This is a genomic window from Novosphingobium guangzhouense (genome assembly GCF_002896965.1).
Taxonomy (GTDB): domain Bacteria; phylum Pseudomonadota; class Alphaproteobacteria; order Sphingomonadales; family Sphingomonadaceae; genus Novosphingobium; species Novosphingobium guangzhouense.
Map to the genome: position 1 here is coordinate 42,230 of NZ_LYMM01000036.1, position 18,186 is coordinate 60,415.

Consider the following 18,186-nt stretch of genomic DNA (forward strand, 5'->3'; position numbering starts at 1 on the left):
CAATTGAATATTATATTTTCTCGCAGGTCATGTCGCCGTCACCCAGCAGGATGCGCGCCCGCCGGTATTCCTGTTCAAGTATCGCCAACGCCCGCGTCGCGCCTGCTTCGCCTCCCGCCGCCACTCCATAGAGCGTTGCGCGGCCGCCCATCACGCCGTCGGCGCCCAGCAGGGATGCCTTGAGAATATCGGCACCGCGCCGGACACCGCCTTCCACCAGCACCTGAACGTCCGCGCGCAGTTCCGCGCGGGTCGCCTGAAGCAGTTCAAGGCCGGGGGCGGCTCCATCAAGTTGGCGGCCGCCATGGTTGCCCAGCACGACGCCATCAGCCCCCATGTCGGCGGCGCGCCGCGCGTCAGCAGGGTGCCCGATGCCCTTGATCAGCATCCGCCCGTGCCAGAGCGCCCGCACATGCTCCAGTTCGCGCCAGGAAACGGTCGGTGCGATGTTCTGCCGCAGCCAGCGGCTTGCCTCCAGCAGATCGGCGGAACCGGCGCCCAACCATTCGGCGATGTTGGGAAAGCCCGGCAGTCCCTTGCGGAAGACCTGCGCCATCCAGCGGGGGTGGCGCAGCGCATCCATCCGTGCGGCCAGCGTTGCCTGCCCCTCTGCCGCGTAGAGCCGCGCATTCCATTCCCGGTTGCCAAAGGTGTTGGCATCGATCGTCACGACAAGCGTTCGAACACCGGCCGCTGCCACCCGCCCAAGCAGCCTTTCGACCAGCGCCATCTCGCTGAAGATGTAGAGCTGGAACCAGTGCTCCAGCCCCGGCACCTTTGCCACATCCTCCAGCAGTACATTGGAGACGGTGCTTTGCGTGAAAGGCACCCCGGCCTTCGCCGCAGCGCGCGCCAGCGCAATGTCGGCTCCGTGCCAGTAAAGCCCGTTGAGCCCGGTGGGTGCGATAATGTAGGGAAACCGGCATTCGCCCGCAGGTGCGTCACCCTCTGCAAGACGCGGACGGAACCGCAAGCGGTCGAAAGCCTGACGATTGGCGGCAAGCGCGATCTCGTCTTCGGCCCCGCCTTCAAGATACTCCGCCGCCAGCGCAGGCAATCGATGCAGCGCCATGGCGCGCAATTCGGCGATCGACAGCGCTCGCTGCGGATCACCGCGAAGGCGATACCGGCGCGAGGGCAAAAGCGGCGCGCCTAGCATCGATGATGCCCGGATTTGGATGATCGGCTTGCCCGAATTCTCAACTCGCCCTCGCTTACCTGAAGATTCGCCGATCGCCCCGGCGTCGCCTGAATGGGCGCGAAACCCAAGGAAATCGCACAGGTTTGCAGAAGCCTACCCTGTTCTGGTATGGCTGCCGCATAATAATTGATATTTCAAGTGAGATATGCTGGGCATTCACTCCGGCACGGCGATCGTATACTCGGAGAAAGACTGTAAAAATGAAGGACGTGGAGCAGGAGCCTATGGCCACCAAGGCAACAAAGGCAAAGCGACGCAGCTCGACCCCGCCCGATCCGAATTCGGACGGCAGCGAATTCGACGCGCGCGAATGGCCGTTCTTCTGGCTGACGCATGCCACCGGCCTCTACCTCAGCAGGCTTGAGCGCGGGCTCAAGAAGGTCGGCCTCGACATCGGCCGCTGGCGCGTGCTGATGTGCGTGCAGCCCGGTCAGGCGCTTAGCGTGAGCGAGATTTCCGAACTGGCCATCGTCAAGCTGCCCACGATGATGAAGCTGATCCAGCGCATGGAGGCAGAGGGCCTTGTTTCGTGCGAGGCGCGCGCCACCGACGGGCGCGTCACCGACGTTTCGCTGACCAAGGACGGTCTGGCCGCCCGCACCCGCGCCTGGCAGACGGCGGGCAAGATCTTTTCGCGCGTGTTCACGGGGGATGAGGGCATGGACTTCGACGCTCTGAACCGTCAGCTGCGTCAGGTAGTGGTGCGCCTCGAAGACGATTGAGCCGCATTTTGCTGCACCTCGCGCACGGCGTTGCGCGAAGCGGATAGCACATGGCGGCGCGCCTGCGCACAATGCCCTCCATCACATCAAGGAGAGCATCATGCGTATCGCAGTACTGGGCGGAGGACACGGCTCTTACGCCGCCGCGGCGGAAATGAGCGAGAGGGGTCACGAGGTCTGGTTCTGGCGCCGCGATGCGGGTGCCTTCGCCGCCATCGAAGCGCAGGGCGGGATCGAAGTGCGCGACCATGCGGGAACGCGCACCGTGCCGATCGCCCACCTCACCTCTTCACTGGAAGAGGCTCTGTCGGCAGCCGAACTGGTCGTGATCCCGCTGCCTGCCACGGCGCATGAAGATCTTGCCAGGGCCTGCGCCCCGCACTGGCGCGATGGGCAGGTGGTGTTCCTGCCGCCCGGCACGCTGGGTTCGCTGATCTTCGTGGAAGCCGCCCGCGCCGCCGGGAACGAGGCCCGCGTGCGCTTCGCCGAAACCGGCACCCTGCCCTACCTGGTGCGCAAGCACGGCCCCGCCAGCATCGTCGTCAGCGTCTATGCCACGCGCCTGCCGACCGGCGTGTTCCCCGCGCGCGATGCGGACGAGGTGATCGCGCTGCTGCAGCAGGCCTACCCCTCCGTCGAGCCTGCCGGTGACGTGCTTTCCGGCGCGCTCATGAATGCCGGGCCGATCATCCACCCCCCGCTGATCATGATGAACGCCGGGCCGCTTGAGCATTTCGACGCGTGGGACATCCACAACGAAGGCACCCAGCCGTCGATCCGCGCGGTCACCAATGCGCTGGATGCCGAACGCATCGCAGTGCGCGAGCATCTTGGCTATGCTGCTCCGCATTTCCCGCTGGCCGACCACTACAGCCCCGATGGCGATGAGTGGATGTACGGCAATGCCGCGCATGAAAAGCTGACCGACAGCGGCGACTGGCGCGAGAAGATCAACCTGCAGACTCACCGCTACATGCGCGAAGACACCGCGATCGGGCTTTCCCTGTTCACCTCCATCGCACGCTGGGCGGGCAAGCCGATGCCGGTGGGCGAAGGACTGCTGGCGCTGGCCTCGGCGATCACCGGGGAAGACCTCTATGCCGCCGGCCGCACGCTGGAACGTCTGGGCCTTGCGGACTGCGATCGGGCAACCTTGCAGGAACGTCTCCATGACGGGTTCTGACGCCGTGATCGGGGTGGTCGGAGCGGGGCGCATGGGCCGGGGCATCGCCACCGCCTTTGCCCTGGCGGGCCATCAGGTGCGCCTGCTCGACTTGCGCCAGCGCAGTGCACAAGACTTTGCGCACCTTGCCGCCGCCGCCCGCCTCGACGTGGAACGTGACGTCGCTTTTCTTGCGCAAGCGGGCTTGCTTGACGCCGCAACCATGGCACGCGTGCTGGACGACGTCCTTGTCGCTCCGGCCGCAGAGGCATCCGCGCTTCTGGCGGGCTGCGATCTGGTGTTCGAAGCCGTGCCCGAAACCATCCCGGCCAAGCAGGAAGCCTTCGCCGCGATCGGGGAGGCCGTGCGCGCCGATGCCCTTGTCGCGTCGACGACGTCCACCATCGATGCCAATACGCTGGCAGAGATGCTGCCGGGGCCGCAGCGCTTCATGAACGCGCATTGGCTGAACCCGGCGCATCTGGTGCCCCTGATCGAGGTCAGCCCCGCGAACGTCACCGATCCCGCGAAAGTGGAGGCGCTGTGCGCGATCCTGCGCGGCATCGGCAAAGTACCGGTCGTGTGCCGTTCGTCACCCGGCTACATCGTGCCGCGCATCCAGGCGCTGGCCATGAACGAAGCGGCGCGACTGGTAGAGGAAGGCGTGGCCAGCGCAGAGGATGTCGATACCGCCATCCGCGTCGGCTTCGGGTTCCGCTTCGCCGTGCTCGGCCTGCTGGAATTCATCGACTGGGGCGGCGGCGACATCCTGTTCCATGCCAGCCGCTACCTTTCCGGTACGCTTGACCCGCAGCGCTTCGCCGCGCCCGAAGTGGTCGAACGCAACATGGCGCAAGGGCACAACGGCGTGCGCGACGGCAAGGGCTTCTATGACTATCAGGACATGGATCTTGCCGCCTATCGCGCCGGACGGCTGAGCGAATTCGTGGCAATGCTTCGCCACCGCGACATGATGCCCGCAATCCGGGGAGCGGTGCAATGAGGGCGCGGGCATCGCTGCTGGCCGTCGCGCTGGTGCTGGCGGGCGCTCTGGCGGGGGGCGGGGGCGCGCTTGCCGACGCACCGGCGCCTGCTGCCGAACGACTGGAAGTTGTGCGGCAGCTGGACGGGTTCGGCCTGATCGGGGTCGCCGTCACCCCGGCGGGGCGCATCTTCGCCAGCGCTCCCGCCGCGACCAGTGGCAACAAGGTGATCGAGATCGATCCCCGCACCGGCGCCATCACCCCCTTTCCCGCCGCCGGCTGGCAGGTATCGGGGCAAGACACCCGGCACTGCTGGTTCGCGCCGCAAGCGCTGTGGGTGGACGATGCCGGCGCCCTGTGGGTGTTGGACTCAGGCCGCCCGACCCTCCCCTCGCCCGCGCCGACCGGCCCGGCGAAGCTTGTCAAATTCGACCTGGCGGGCAACCGGGTGGAACGCACCTACGATTTCGAAGGTGCGGTGGATGCCGGGGATTCGCTCAACGATCTCAGGATCGATAACCGGCGCGGGCTGGCCTACCTTACCAACATCGACCGCGAAGGCAGTCTTGTGGTGCTTGACCTCAAGACCGGCAAGGCACGGCAGGTGCTGATCGCAGACCGCTCTACCCGCGCAGACCCGGCAGAACACCTGCACATCGGCGGCAAGGTTGGCCTGCTGCGCAGCGGCAAGCCGCCGCTCGTCCATGCGGACGGCATAGAAATGTCGCCCGATGGCCAGTGGGTCTACTATCGCACGCTGACCGATCACAACTACTGGCGCGTGCCCGCCGCCGCGCTGGCGGATGCAGCGCTGCCCGCCGCGAAGCTGTCCGCCAGTGTGGAGTTCCTTGGCAAAGGCCCGATCACCGGCGGGATCATCATGACACCCGAGGGCACGCTCTATGGCGGCGATCTGGAACATGGCGGCATCGTCGGCCTGCGCTCCACCGGTAGCACGCTGGCATCGCATGTGGTGCCGCAAACGGAAGCGATCGCCTGGGGGGACGGGTTCTCCGTGGCGGGCGGATACCTCTACATCGCCGATGCGCGTCTGTCGGAAAAGGTCTTCGCCAATTCGCTGCCGAAACGCGGGGTCGCCACCATCTACCGGATCAGGCTGACCGATCTGAAGTAACGCGCAGCGTCAATCTTTCCCTCTGTCGGCCCGGCCTTCCTCAACGGAAAAGCCGGGCCGATCTGCATTCAGCCAGCCACCGCTGCGGCGTAGGGCCTGCGCCCCGCACTCAGCAGCGCGATCGCCAGGATCGATGCCAGCACCACGATCGTCGCTACCGACTGGCCCACGCCGGAGAAGACCTTGTCGTTCAGCAGGCCAACCACGGCAGAGCCCATCGCCAGCCCCACGAAGCTGTTGAAGAACAGGAAGATGCCCGAAACCCGCGATCGCATGGAGGGGGGCGGCACTACCTGCATCACGGCGGTGGAAGGGGCCATTGGGGTCGATACGAAGAACAGCGCGCAGCCCAGCAGCACCGTCGCCACGTTGCCCGAAGTCGTGAACGGCAGCGCCGCAACCGAAGCAATGGCGCCCACCGAGCCGACGATGCCGGTGACAAACGGCGCATCACGGCGACCGGCAATCGTCAGCCGGTCCATGAACCAGCCGCTGGCGAAGACGCCCGCTGCGCCCGCCGTCAGTGCCGCCACGCCCAGTCTGAGGCCGCACTCCGCAGCCGTCATGCCGAAGGTGCGCATCAGATAGGCCGGGGACCAGCCAAGCACCGCATAAAGCGACGTCGCCATCAGCGAAAAGCCCAGCATGTGCGGCACGAAGATCGCCCGCCTGCTCCACAGGAACCGGAACACCGCCGGGGTGGAAGGCACGTCCTTTCCGCGCACTTCGCCCGTGGCGCTGCGCGGTTCGCGTACCAGCAGGGCGATGATCGCGGCAAGCACGACGCCCGGCAGGCCGACGATCACGAAGACCAGCTGCCATGACGCCATCGGCTGCCCCAACACTTCCATCCCCTGCAGCGAGGCGACCATGCCGATCACGCTGCCGCCGACCAGGAACGCGATACCCGCGCCCAGAAACGATCCCATGGAATAGACGCCAACCGCGCGCCCCAGTTTCTCACGCGGGAACAGGTCGCTGATCAGCGAATACGTTGCCGGAGACAGCGCGGCCTCCCCTGCCCCCACACCGAGGCGCGCCACGAACAGGTGCCCGAAACTGCGCGCAAACCCACAGGCCATCGTGGCAACGCTCCAGAAGGCGACGCCTGCAACGATGATCAGCGGACGCGGATAGCGGTCCGCAAGGCTGGCGATGGGTATGCCCATCGTCGCGTAGAACAACGAGAACGCCAACCCCTGAAGCAGCCCGAACTGCGTATCGCTAAGCGAGAGGTCGGCCTTGATCGGCTCGATCAGCAGCGCAAGGATCTGCCTGTCGATGAAAGAGAACACGTAGGCGATCATGCATAGCGCCACGACCAGCCAGGCGCGCCGATGCTGTTGCTGAACCACTTTACCCCCCGAAGGTGCTTATATGTTTGGTTGTGGCCGCATGCTGCTTCGTCTCAATTGATATTTCAAGTAAAATAGTGCGTGCCAGAAATCATCTTAGCCGCCGGTCAACAGGACCAGATCAGTCAGCGTCAGATTGATCGGCGCGGCCATTCCCAACCGCTGGGCACAGGCGGCCACGGCGCCGTTGATCGCCTCTATTTCCGTGCGCCTGCCCGCCCGGCGATCCTGCGCCATGGAGGGGCGATGCCCGCCCTGAAGCGCGAACGCCGCATCCACGCGCGCGCGTACCGAACCCAGGTCAAAGGGCACTCCAGCGATCTTGGCGACGGCGGCCACTTCGTCCAGCACCGAACCGACGATCCGCCGTCCGGGTTCATTGTCGAGATCGCGCACGCAGGCATCGGCGAGTGTTGCCAGCGCATTGAAGCCGGCGTTGAACGCCACCTTTTCCCACACGGCAGTCCGGATATCCGCCTGCTGTGTTACCGCAAAGCCTGCCCTTTCGAGCCACGCTGCAACACGCCCGCAGGGACGGGCCGACGATGCCGGATCAGCCATGCCAAGTTTGACCACGCCCGAGCCGTCGCTATGGGCGATGCCATTGCGCAAGTCCGCCGCCACGTCCGTAACGCCGATGACCAGCCGTTCGGCGGGCACAAGGCCGTCCAGTTGCCCCGCCGCATCCAGCCCGTTCGCCAGCACGGCCACGATGCCATCGGGCGCAAGGGCATGGCACGCCTGCGCCAGAGCCGGACGCAGGGCGGCGAACTTGGTGAACAGCACGATCAGATCCTGCCCGCCGTCCAACGCATCGGGCGCCACGCAGGGCACATGGCTGCACAGCGCCTCCCCTGCGACACTTGCCCGCAGGCCATCGGCGGCAATCTGCGCGATCCGCACCGGATCGATATCGACCAGCGTGACCGCCAGCCCGCCAGCCGCCATGCGCGCGGCGAACAGCGCGCCCATCGCGCCTGCTCCTACGACTGCAATCTTCATGCGCGCCTCACGCGATTTTAGTTGAAGTTTCAAGTTGCATCGCATGGCAGCCACCGCATGTTAAGCCATTTCTACAACCTCCCCGCCGCGACCTCGCGGTCGATGTGCTGCGCCTGCCGCAAGGCCAGCGCCACGATCGTCAGCGTGGGATTGCAGCCGCCGGCCGTCGGAAACAGGCTGCCGTCGGCGATGTAGAGATTGGCGACATCGTGCGTGCGGCCGAACGGTGTACACACGCTTGCCCTGGGATCATCACCCATGCGCGCAGTGCCCATGTTGTGGGTGGCGGGGATGTAATCGCCCATCTCGATCACGTTCTCCGCTCCCAGCGCCTCGTAGATGCGCCGCCCCGCCTTCCAGGCATATTCCTTCATCGCGATCGTGTTGGGATGGTCCTCGTAATGGATCACCGGCACCGGCAGGCCATAGCCGTCGCGCTCGGTGGGGTGCAGGGTGATGCGGTTGGACAGCTGCGGCGGATCCTCTCCCGTCAGCAGCATCCCGGCAAGTTGGTCATACTTGTCGAGCACTTCGGTCAGATCGCGCCCCCAGCCGCCGATGATCATGTTCTTCGCCAGGATTTCAGGCGTGAAGGGCACAGTCGAAATCAGGAAGCCGCCCGCAAAGCCGCGCTCCGGCCGGTGGCCGCGCTCGTCCCGGACCACGCCCGCAAGATGCGTCTGACGGTGGAAGTGAACCTTGCCGGGCATCACGCCCATGACCTGAATCGTGAAATGGCGCATGTAGTTGCGCCCTACCAGTCCGCTGGAATTGGCCAGTCCCTGCGGATGCCGGTCGCTGGAGTTGTTGAGCAGCAGGCGCGTGGTTTCCACCACGTTGCCCGCCACTGCGACCGCGCGCGCCTTTTGCGTCACCCGCTTGCCCTGGTGCAGATACGTGACGCCCGAAACGCGTCCGTCCGGCCCCAGTTCGATACCCGTCACCATGCATTCGGGGCGCAGTTCGAAGCGGCCTGTCTCCTCCGCCTTCGGGATTTCGGTATAGAGCGTGGACCACTTCGCGCCGACCGCGCAACCCGACGTGCAGAAGCCCAGCTGATGACACGAAGGGCGATCGTCCCGCTCGATCGAATTGATCGCCATGTTGTGCGTGTCGATGTCGGTATAGCCGCACTTGCGCGCGCCCGCTTCCAGCACCTTGAAGTTGTTACCCGGCGGCAGGAACGGCATGCCCTGCCGCCCGGTCACACCCATGCGCACTTCGGCCTTGTCGTACCACGGCGCGATTTCCTCGGGCGTCACCGGCCAGTCCACCAGCGTGGTGTCCGGCAGCGCGCCGTACGTAGTTCGCGCCCGCATTTCATGCGGTTCGAAGCGCGGGCAGGCTCCGGTCCAGTGCATGGTCGTGCCCCCCACCGTCTTGCAGCCCCATACCGGAAAGTTGGGGTCCGGCTTGCCGGTCGCCATGCGCCTGTCGAGCCAGGTGAGCTTGCCGAACATCTCGGCCTCGTCGTTGACGATGTCCGACATTTCAAGCCGCCGCCCGGCCTCAAGGCACACCACTTTATGCCCCTTTTGCGCCAGTTCATTGCCCAGAACGCCGCCGCCCGCGCCCGAACCGATGACGACGAAGACCGAACTGTCATCCAGCGAGAACTGCGTCATTTCGCGCCTCCCGCAGCGGGCAGCCAGTCTATGTCGTCGAAGCCGCGTTCGATGTAGCCGCCATATTCGACCGACGACCCTTCGTAGCCGACCATCTTCCAGACTGCCGCATCGCGATAGATCAGCTCCGCCCCGCGCCAGATGAGCGCCTTGAAGAACGGCTCCTGATCATACCTGGCCACCATCGAGCGGCGCACCATTTCAGGCAGTTGCGCGAAGGGGGCGATGTAGGAGCCGTCAAGCAGCGCCAGCCCGCGGCGATGCTCGGCCATTGCGGCGGGGTCTTTCGCGATCTCCGCCAGATAGCGGCCGGCGGCCCCTGAATAGAATGCCGCGTCCAACCGGGCATGGGGGAACGCTGTGTGCAGCAGCGCGGCAGTGGCCGGCTCCTCCGGCGTCGGCTTTGGTGTGGACGTGGCAGCGATTGCGGACAACGGGCTGGCGGCGATGGCTGGCAGCATTGCGGCCAGAGCCATCTTGCCCACCACGGCGCGGCGGGTAAGCGTGAAAGTCATGGTCATATCCCTGATCAGAAGCTGTAGCCAAGCTTTGCGTAATACTGCCGACCGCGATCGAAGGCCTGCATGTAGAAGCCGAAAGACGGCTGGTAATCGCCGAAAGTGCGGAACTTGCGATTGCCGATATTGTCCACACCCAGCGTCAACGACAGGTGCTGCCCTTCATCCTGCCAGCGCAAGTTGGCATTGAAGACGCTGTAGCCCGGCTGATAAAGTTCGGGCGTATTGATGCCATTGGCATTGGTGTAGAAGCCGGATCGATAGGACCAGTCCAGATGCGGCGTCAGCGTGCCTGCCGCATCCATCAGGAATTCCTTTTCGGCAGATGCGCTTACCGTCCACTTGGACACCATCACGAATTTGGAATCGAGCGTCAGGCCCTGCACACCATCTTCCAGCCGCTTGAACTTCGCATCGGTCATGCCGACCGCCGCGTTGAGCCGAAAGCCGCCGCCGGGCGCGATGTTGGTTTCCAATTCGAAGCCCTGGATGCGCGCCTTGCCTGCGTTGGTGATGAACGGTCCCACCCGTGATGCATCGGCAACCAGCAACTGCATGTCGTTGTAATCGGTGTAGAATGCCGCGCCGTTGAAGCGCAGCCGGTTGCCAAGCGCCATCAGCTTGAAGCCTGCTTCGTAGGAATCGACCGTCTCCGGCCGGAAGCTGGGCAGCGATTCCTCCGGCGGGAAGACCCGCTGGGTGTAACCGCCGCCCTTGAAGCCCTGCGAATAGGTTACATAAGCCATCAGGTCAGGGGTTGCCTGCCACGAAAGGTTCGCCATCGGCGTCCACTTCTTCACGTTGGCATCGACCCATTCATAAGGAACGATACGCGTGCCGGTGGGGATCGAAAGGAACGGCTCCAGCGTCGATATGACGTACTGATCCGGCAGGTAGGACTTGCGATCGTCGGTATAGCGGATTCCGCCCGTCAGCGTCAGCCCGTCGGTGATCTCGAAACCCAGTTGCGCAAAGGCCGCCCAGTTCTTGTAATCGTAGTATCCGCCCGAATTGGCGTAGACGACAAGGAAGTCGATCGGATTGATATCCTTGCCTTTCTCCTTGAAGAAGTAGAGGCCGGTGACCCAGTTCAGGCGCCCGTCCAGTGCCTTTCCGACGATCTGGAATTCCTGGCTGAACTGCTTCTGGGTGAAGGTGTCGTAGACGTAGTTGATACCCAGGTTCGACCCGTCGCGGTCCTGCGCGAAAGTGCCGTTGATCCGCCGCAGCGCAGTGATCGACTTGACCTCGATCTCGTCCGCCAGCTGGTAGGACACGGTGAGCGCGGCCGACCACAGTTCAAGGTCGGAAAAGGTGGGATCGGTGGCATAGTTGGTATCGCGGCTGTAAAGGCGCGAATTGTAGCAGGCGGTGTTGCTGGCGGCCGCTGCGGTAAGGCAGTCACCGGGGTTGCCGGTGCCGCTGCCGATCACGTTGGCAAGGGTCACGAAGCTGCCGGTCGCCGTCTCGTCGATGCCGGTGACGACTACCGGCGCGCCGTTGCTCTTGTCGCGGGTATAGTCCCCCGCCAGGGTCACCTCCAGCGGGCTGCCGCCGGGGGCGAAGCGCAAGGCGCCGCGCACCGTTTTGGTATCCTTGTTGCCGAACTTCACGCCAAGGTTGGGTGCATCGACATAGCCGTCCTGGCGCGAAATCCCGGCGCTGACCTTGGCGAACAGCCCATCCGCCAGCGGCCCGGACACCATCGCGCGCACGTTCACCAGATCGTCGGTGCCGTATTTCATGTCCATCTTGGCGCGCAGCGTGTCATCAGGCTGCAAGGTGGTGAGGTTGATGGCGCCGCCGATCGTGTTGCGGCCGAACAGCGTGCCCTGCGGCCCGCGCAAAACCTCGATCGATGCCACGTCGATCAGGTCGAACACACCGCCTGCCGTGCGGCCAAGGTACACGCCATCGATGTAGATGCCCACGCCCGGCTCAACCGTGGGTGCGAAGTCGTTCTGGCCGATACCACGGATATAGACCGCCGCGTTGGAGGCGATGCCGCTGTTCGACGGGATGTTCGCGAAAGTCAGGTTCGGCGTGAAGTCCTGGATGCGGTTGACCTGCGTGATCCCCTGCGCCTCCAGCCGTTCCGCGCTGAAGGCGGTGATGGAAATCGGCGTGGACTGAAGGTTCTCGGTCTGCTTGCGCGCGGTGACGGTGATCGTTTCCAGCCCTTCGGGTTCGGCACCGTCCTGCGCCAGTGCCGGCGCAGCGTATCCGGCCCCGGCGCCGGCCAGTGCGAACATCCCGATGACGCAGCGCAGGCGCATTGCTTTTCGTGTTGTGGCAAGTGTCATGTGATTTCCCCCTGAAACCCTGTCGCCCCGTCGGAACCGTTTCCCGACGGGACGCGTGATCGATGATCCTGCGAAGCACTTGGTTCTTGGCCCTGAGCCGCTGCGGCGGCGCGTCCTGCGGGCGTGGTCGGTCTTTTGATGCCGATCTTGCACGGTGATGCTGTCAGGCTGCGCTTGCGCGGGCTATCCCGATTGCGAAGCGGTTATGCACCTTGGGTATGGAAATAAGGGCGCGCAGCTGGTGCCCATAACGGCCCGCGCGCGCCCATCGGGTCACAGCGCCATCGTCACCGACTTGGATTCGGTGTAGAGATCGCGCGCCGCATGGCCCAGTTCCCGGCCATAGCCGGACATGCGATAGCCTCCGAACGGCACCGCAGGATCAAGCAGGTTGTGCGCATTGACCCAGACGTTGCCCGCCTTGAGCTTGCGGACAAAGTGGTTGGCCAGCCGCATGTCGCCCGTCCAGACGCTGGCGCCCAGGCCGTAACTGCTGTCGTTGGCCAATGCCGTTACCGTATCGACATCGTCGAAAGGCGTGGCGGCAAGGACCGGCCCGAAGATTTCCTCCCGGTAGATCGTCATGTCCGGGCTCACGTCCGCGAAAACCGCCGGGCGCAGGAAATTGCCCGGCCCGTCGACCTCGCCACCGCCCGCGACCAGACGGCCACCTTCGGCAAGGCCCCGGTCAAGGAAGCCCTGCACCCGCGCGCGCTGCGCCGGGGATACCAGCGGCCCCATCTGGGCTTCCGGGTCGAAGCCCGATCCCAGCCGGAAGCCGTCCGCCACTTGCGCCAACCCGTCGACCACCGCGTCGTAGATCGGCCGCTCGACGAACAGCCGCGACCCGGCGGTGCAGACCTGCCCGTGGTTGAAGAAGATCGCCTGCGCCGCGCCCTGCACGGCCATGCCGACATCGGCGTCCTTCAGGATCACCACCGGCGATTTGCCCCCCAGTTCGAGCGACAGGCGTTTCATCGTGCCCGCCGCGCGCTGCTGGATGATCTTGCCCACCTCGGTCGAACCGGTGAAGGCGATCTTGTCGACATCCGGGTGATCCACCAGCGCCTGCCCCGGCTCCGCATCACCGGTCACGATGTTGACGACGCCGTCCGGGAAGCCCGCCTCGCAGATCAGCTGGCCCAGCCGCAGTGCGCTGAGCGGCGTGTCTTCCGCGGGCTTGAGCACCACCGTGCAGCCCGCCGCCAGCGCCGGAGCAATCTTCCAGATCGCCATGACAAGCGGGAAATTCCACGGGATGATCTGGCCGATAACGCCCACCGGCTCACGCAGGGTGTAGGAGGTGAAGCGCATGTCGGGCACATATGCGAACGAAGGCGATATCGTGGTGCCCTCTATCTTGGTTGCCCACCCCGCCATGTAGCGCAGCGAATCCACCGCAAGGCTGAGATCGCCATACCGCGCCATCATCAGGATCTTGCCGTTATCCAGCGTCTCCAGTTCCGCGAACTCATCGCCGCGCGCTTCGAGCATGTCGGCCAGCCGCAACAACAGGCGTTCGCGCTCAACCGGCCGGGTCGCCGCCCATGGCCCCTCGAACGCCCGCCGCGCCGAGGCGACGGCGCGGTCGACGTCGGCGGCGGAACCTTTGGGAACGGTGGTGATCGCAAGCCCCGTTGCCGGATCGGTTACGGTAATGGTGCGCCCTGTCTCGGACGCGGTCCACTCACCGTCGATAAGCATGGACAGCGGCGTGGACACGAAGGCCCGCCCGGCCTCCGAAAGCAGGCTGGTCTGGTCAGCGGTTTCGCGCATGGAATCCTCTCGGGAACTGATGAAGTAGCAGCGCTGAGCCTAAGGCGCCGTTCACACGCCGCTATGCGCAAAGCGCAGTTCCAGTACCGATCAGGCAGATAAACGCTGTACGTTCCGCAAGCTCAACGAGCGCTTGACAATTCAACTAAATCGCGTTTTCCTTGGCGTTCAGGGAAGAAAATCCAAGCTCGAAATACTGCCTCGAATCGATCCGTCACCATGCAATGACGGCAAGGAGGAGCCGTGCTTACTGCAACCGCCACCATGACGTCCGCCATCGCAAGGCCACCTGCCGTCAGCGACTTTCGTTCGCGCAATGCAGACGAAATCGTCGACTATGTCGGCCGCAGCCTTGCGCCCCACGGGATGGACATGCCCAACCCGGAGGCGATGGATCTCAAGCTGCGCAGCTTCCAGATTGCGCAGGCCCACCTGGTCGATATCGCCTATGGCGCCGATGTGGCGATTGAGGCGATCGATCTGGATGCACACTTCCTGATCCATGCGGCAATGCAGGGCCGCACCTCGATCTGGGGGGACGGGGTGGAACACTTCATCCAGCCGGACAACCTCTACATCAGCTGCCCCGGACAGGGCACGCGCATCCGCATGACGCGCGAATGCCGTCACCTTACCGTGCGCATCGCCACGCGGGCCTTCGAAGATTACCTGACGCAGTTCATGCATATCCCGGCCAGTCGCCCGGTGCGCTTTCGCGCCGGGTCCGAAAGTGGACGCGAACTGCCGCAAGTCTGGCGCAACCTGCTTTCGCACATCATCACGCAGTTGGAAATCGCGCCCGCACTGATGGCCTCTCCACAGACCCAGCGGCAATATGCAACGGTTATGGTAGATCTGCTGCTGAACCATTTTCCCAACAGCTATTCCGATCAGCTTTCGCTGCATGGGAATGACATCACGCCCTGGCACGTGCGGCGCGCGCGTGACATCATCCATGGCGCGCTGGAAGATACCATTTCCGTCACCGATCTTGCCATGCAGGTGGGAGTCAGCGTGCGAAGCCTGCAGAACGGCTTTCGCCAGTTCCTTGGCCTTACGCCGGTCGAATACGTGCGGCGGCACCGGCTGGAACAATTGCATGCCGCGCTGAGCACCGGCGATCCGCAATCGAGCATCACCGTGAAGATGCTTGATTGCGGTATCACCAATTTCGGCCGCTATGCCCAGTATTACCGGCAACAGTACGGTTGCAGCCCCTCCGAAACGCTGCGCAACCGCCGGTCTACTTTGCCTGTGCATTCTTGAGGTAGGCAATAAGAGCAGCCCGGTCTGCGGCCGAGGCAACCTTTACCGCCATCTTCGTACCCGGCACCATAGCGCGCGGGTCGGCCAGCCACCGATCCAGCGTGGCCGCGTCCCATTTCCCCTTCGCCGCGCTAAGGCTGGCCGAATACTTGTACCCCGCCGCCTTTCCCATCGGCCTTCCGTAGACACCCGCAAGCGAAGGGCCGTTCAAATTCCTGCCCATCGTCAGCGAATGACAGACCGTGCAGCCGCGCTGCTTCAGCAAAGCTTCGCCCGACGGCGCATCCGGAGCGCCAATCGCGGCCGTTCCCAATCCTACGAGACAAGCCGCCGCAGCCGCAATCCGGGCAGTGTTGAAAGTAAAGCGCATCGCGACCCTTTCTGGCAGGAAGTACACCTTCCTTTGACCAGAACGGCCTGCACACGCGCTATCCGCATCGCGCAGGCACCGTCCATTTTGAGCAGGGAACCGCCAGCCGGATTCGCCGCGTGCCCTCCGGACGATGCGCGCAAGGGATCGGCAGGCGTAACGCCCGCTATAGGCCTGTGACATAAATATCATATTTTCTTGAATTATCATGTATCATGCATGACAGCGTCGGTACAGCACGACCTTCTGTCATGCCGGAAACCCTACGTTTTTCGCGGTTCAAACTTGAGTTAACCGCTTTTCCGCGTGGCCTCCCGGACATCACACACGACCATTCTGGATTGCGCTTGACAATCCCGCGAAATGATCAAGATTAAGTGAAAAGCATAATATCTAACGCCTTCCACGCAGGAGGAATGGCGGCTTAAGAATCCAAGGGGAGTACCATGAGCATGAGGAATTTCGCGCGCGTACTGCTGCTCGGCGGCAGCGCCTGTTCGCTGATGATGGCGGGCGCAGCCTTCGCACAGGATGCGGCCCCGCAAGCCGCAGAGGACGGCGCCGAACAGCGCGGCGTCGGCGATATCGTGGTGACTGCACGCAAGCGGCAGGAAACCAGCAACAACGTTGGCATGTCGATCAACGCCTTCACCGGCGACACGCTGACCCAGCAGGGCATCACCAGCCCCGAACAGCTGGTGAAGATCGTCCCCGGCTTCAACTTCACCCGCAGCATCTACGGCTCGCCGATCTTCACCCTGCGCGGCATCGGCTTCAACGAGACGACGCTGGCTGCATCCCCTACCGTTTCGGTCTACGTCGATGAAGTGCCGCTGCCCTATTCCGCGATGACGCAGGGCGCCGCGCTGGACGTGGAGCGCGTGGAAGTGCTGAAGGGCCCGCAGGGCACCTTGTTCGGCCAGAACTCCACCGGCGGCGCGATCAACTACATCGCCGCGAAGCCGACCAAGTCGCTCGAAGGCGGCTTCGACCTGACCGTCGGCCGGTTCGACCAGATCGATACCAGCGCCTTCGTCAGCGGCCCGCTGAGCGATACGCTGCGTGCGCGCGTCGCGGTGCGCAAGGAATACGGCGGAGACTGGCAGAAAAGCGCATCGCGCCCCGGCGACACGATGGGCGGGACCGACCGCGTGCAAGGCCGCGTGCTGGTGGACTGGGACGCCACCGACCGCCTCTCCCTTTCGCTGAACGTCAACGGCTGGCAGGACAAGTCCGATGGTCAGGCCGGGCAATTCGTCGGCATCCTGAGTTCGCGCGCGCCCGCCACGCTGCAGGCCCAGCCCCTGACCATCGGCAGCCCGCGCATCGCAGACTGGGACGAAGGCGCCGATCTCTATACCGACGACAGCTTCTGGCAGACTTCGCTGCGGGCCGACTACGAAGTCACCGATGACCTGACCGTCACGTCCATCAGCGCTTACGAGGAAATGCGGCGCGATACCTATGTCGATGCCGACGGTACGCCGGTGCAGAACTTCGCCGCGCGCAACGTGGGTTCGATCAAGACGTTTTCCCAGGAACTGCGCGTCGCGGGCAAGGCCGGGGCAACCGTGGACTGGATGATCGGCGGCAACTACCAGCACGACAGTACCAACGACGCGTTCTCTCCCCACGCGCAGGATTCGAGCTTCCCGTTCGATATCGCCACCGCCGTGGGCGCCAACAAGATCGACACTTACGCCGTGTTCGGCAACGTCGACTGGGAAGTCGTCCCTGATGTCACGCTCAACGGGGGCTTGCGCTATACCTGGCAGAACCGTGATTACGTGGGCTGCCTGTATGATTCAGGCGCGGGCGACCTTTCCGCCGCCGTCGCCGCCACTTCCACCCGGCTCAGCGGCACGCCGACCACGATTGCGCCCGGTGCCTGCGTCACGCTGGATTCGGTGACGTTCAAGCCCGGCATCTTCGCGGATTCGCTGAACGAGAAGAACCTGTCGTGGAAGGCCGGGGTCAACTGGCAGGTCGATCCGCGCAAGCTGCTCTACGCAAGCGTCAGCAAGGGCTACAAGAACGGCCTGTTCATCACCACCGGCGCCACCTTTGCCGCGCAGCTGGAACCGGCCACGCAGGAGTCGGTCGTTGCCTACGAAGCCGGTTTCAAGCTTGGCCTGCTGGGTCGCACGCTGCAGCTCAACGGCGCCGGGTTCTATTATGATTATAAGGACAAGCAGATCCGCGGCCGCGTGATCGACCCGACGCTGGGCGGCCTCAACCGTCTGATCAACATTCCCAAGTCGCGCATCGCGGGCGCCGAGCTGCAACTGATCTGGGAGCCGGTACAGGGCCTGACCTTCAACGGCGGCGCCACTTACGTGGATTCCAAAATCCAGGGAGACTTCACCAATTACACCCCGCTGGGCACCGAAAAGCTGATGAGCGGCGAAGCCTTCCCGCTTACCCCCAAGTGGCAGCTTTCGGGCGATGCGCAGTATGACTTCCCGGTCAGCGACAGCGTCAACGCCTTCTTCGGAGCCAGCGCCACGTACCAGAGCAGCACCAACGCCGCGCTGGGCGAGGAACCGCTGTTCGATGTGAAAGCCTATACGCTGGTCGACCTGCGCTTCGGCGTTCACGGCAGCGACGACGGGTGGCGCGTCACCGGCTTCGTGCGCAACCTGGGCAATACCTACTACTGGAACAACGTGGCCTTCAACGGCCCGGACGCGGCAATGCGCTATGCCGGGCGGCCGCGTACTTACGGCGTTACCGGCAGCTTCCGCTTCCGCTAGGCACATGCGAAAGCT

At 64.3% G+C, this 18,186-nt stretch carries 14 protein-coding genes; 6 read left to right on the top strand and 8 right to left on the bottom strand.

Going from position 1 to position 18,186, the window contains the following annotated elements; genetic code table 11:
* Positions 1-10 precede the first annotated feature (10 nt).
* Positions 11-1,141, bottom strand: a complete 1,131-nt coding sequence (locus A8V01_RS13325) for an alpha-hydroxy acid oxidase (RefSeq protein ID WP_170065924.1) — start codon at positions 1,139-1,141, stop codon at positions 11-13.
* 260 nt (positions 1,142-1,401) lie between these two features.
* Between A8V01_RS13325 and A8V01_RS13330 the strand changes: the two genes are divergently transcribed.
* From A8V01_RS13330 to A8V01_RS13345, 4 genes are all read left to right on the top strand, one after another.
* Entirely contained in the window at positions 1,402-1,923 is a 522-nt protein-coding gene (locus A8V01_RS13330) for a MarR family winged helix-turn-helix transcriptional regulator (protein ID WP_103096326.1), read from the top strand.
* Positions 1,924-2,023: 100 nt separating this feature from the next.
* Positions 2,024-3,106 (top strand): NAD/NADP-dependent octopine/nopaline dehydrogenase family protein, encoded by a 1,083-nt coding sequence (locus A8V01_RS13335; protein ID WP_103096327.1) that lies wholly within the window; start codon positions 2,024-2,026, stop codon positions 3,104-3,106.
* The gene (locus tag A8V01_RS13340) at positions 3,093-4,088 is read left to right on the top strand and encodes a 3-hydroxybutyryl-CoA dehydrogenase (protein ID WP_103096328.1); all 996 of its coding nucleotides are present in this window, start codon (positions 3,093-3,095) and stop codon (positions 4,086-4,088) included. Before A8V01_RS13335 ends, A8V01_RS13340 begins: the two co-directional genes overlap by 14 nt.
* Entirely contained in the window at positions 4,085-5,203 is a 1,119-nt protein-coding gene (locus tag A8V01_RS13345) for an SMP-30/gluconolactonase/LRE family protein (protein WP_103096329.1), read from the top strand. The genes A8V01_RS13340 and A8V01_RS13345 overlap by 4 nt, the downstream gene beginning before the upstream one ends.
* A 68-nt stretch (positions 5,204-5,271) precedes the next feature.
* Here the strand turns inward: A8V01_RS13345 and A8V01_RS13350 are convergent, their stop codons facing one another.
* The 6 genes from A8V01_RS13350 to A8V01_RS13375 form a co-directional block, all read right to left on the bottom strand.
* On the bottom strand, positions 5,272-6,558 hold the full coding sequence (locus tag A8V01_RS13350; protein WP_245892506.1) for a spinster family MFS transporter: 1,287 nt from the start codon (positions 6,556-6,558) through the stop codon (positions 5,272-5,274).
* A gap of 96 nt (positions 6,559-6,654) precedes the next feature.
* Positions 6,655-7,560, bottom strand: a complete 906-nt coding sequence (locus tag A8V01_RS13355) for a ketopantoate reductase family protein (RefSeq protein WP_170065925.1) — start codon at positions 7,558-7,560, stop codon at positions 6,655-6,657.
* Between the two features lie 71 nt (positions 7,561-7,631).
* A complete protein-coding gene (locus A8V01_RS13360; RefSeq protein ID WP_103096332.1) occupies positions 7,632-9,185 on the bottom strand; it encodes a GMC family oxidoreductase in 1,554 nt (517 codons plus the stop codon).
* Entirely contained in the window at positions 9,182-9,700 is a 519-nt protein-coding gene (locus tag A8V01_RS13365; RefSeq protein ID WP_245892508.1) for a hypothetical protein, read from the bottom strand. Before A8V01_RS13365 ends, A8V01_RS13360 begins: the two co-directional genes overlap by 4 nt.
* A gap of 14 nt (positions 9,701-9,714) precedes the next feature.
* Complete coding sequence (locus A8V01_RS13370) at positions 9,715-12,006, bottom strand: TonB-dependent receptor (RefSeq protein WP_245892509.1); 2,292 nt, start codon at positions 12,004-12,006, stop codon at positions 9,715-9,717.
* Between the two features lie 273 nt (positions 12,007-12,279).
* Entirely contained in the window at positions 12,280-13,782 is a 1,503-nt protein-coding gene (locus A8V01_RS13375; RefSeq protein WP_103096335.1) for an aldehyde dehydrogenase family protein, read from the bottom strand.
* A 243-nt stretch (positions 13,783-14,025) separates the two neighbouring features.
* Here A8V01_RS13375 and A8V01_RS13380 point away from each other — a divergent pair, with 243 nt between their 5' ends.
* A complete protein-coding gene (locus A8V01_RS13380) occupies positions 14,026-15,048 on the top strand; it encodes an AraC family transcriptional regulator (protein WP_245892511.1) in 1,023 nt (340 codons plus the stop codon).
* On the opposite strand, the gene A8V01_RS13385 is transcribed toward A8V01_RS13380, so the two are convergent.
* The gene (locus tag A8V01_RS13385; protein ID WP_103096350.1) at positions 15,026-15,418 is read right to left on the bottom strand and encodes a c-type cytochrome; all 393 of its coding nucleotides are present in this window, start codon (positions 15,416-15,418) and stop codon (positions 15,026-15,028) included. The two genes, A8V01_RS13380 and A8V01_RS13385, sit on opposite strands and share 23 nt — an antisense overlap.
* A 446-nt stretch (positions 15,419-15,864) precedes the next feature.
* Between A8V01_RS13385 and A8V01_RS13390 the strand changes: the two genes are divergently transcribed.
* Positions 15,865-18,171 carry a TonB-dependent receptor gene (locus A8V01_RS13390; protein WP_103096336.1) on the top strand — a complete coding sequence of 769 codons (2,307 nt, stop codon included), beginning with the start codon at positions 15,865-15,867 and terminating at the stop codon, positions 18,169-18,171.
* Positions 18,172-18,186 lie beyond the last annotated feature (15 nt).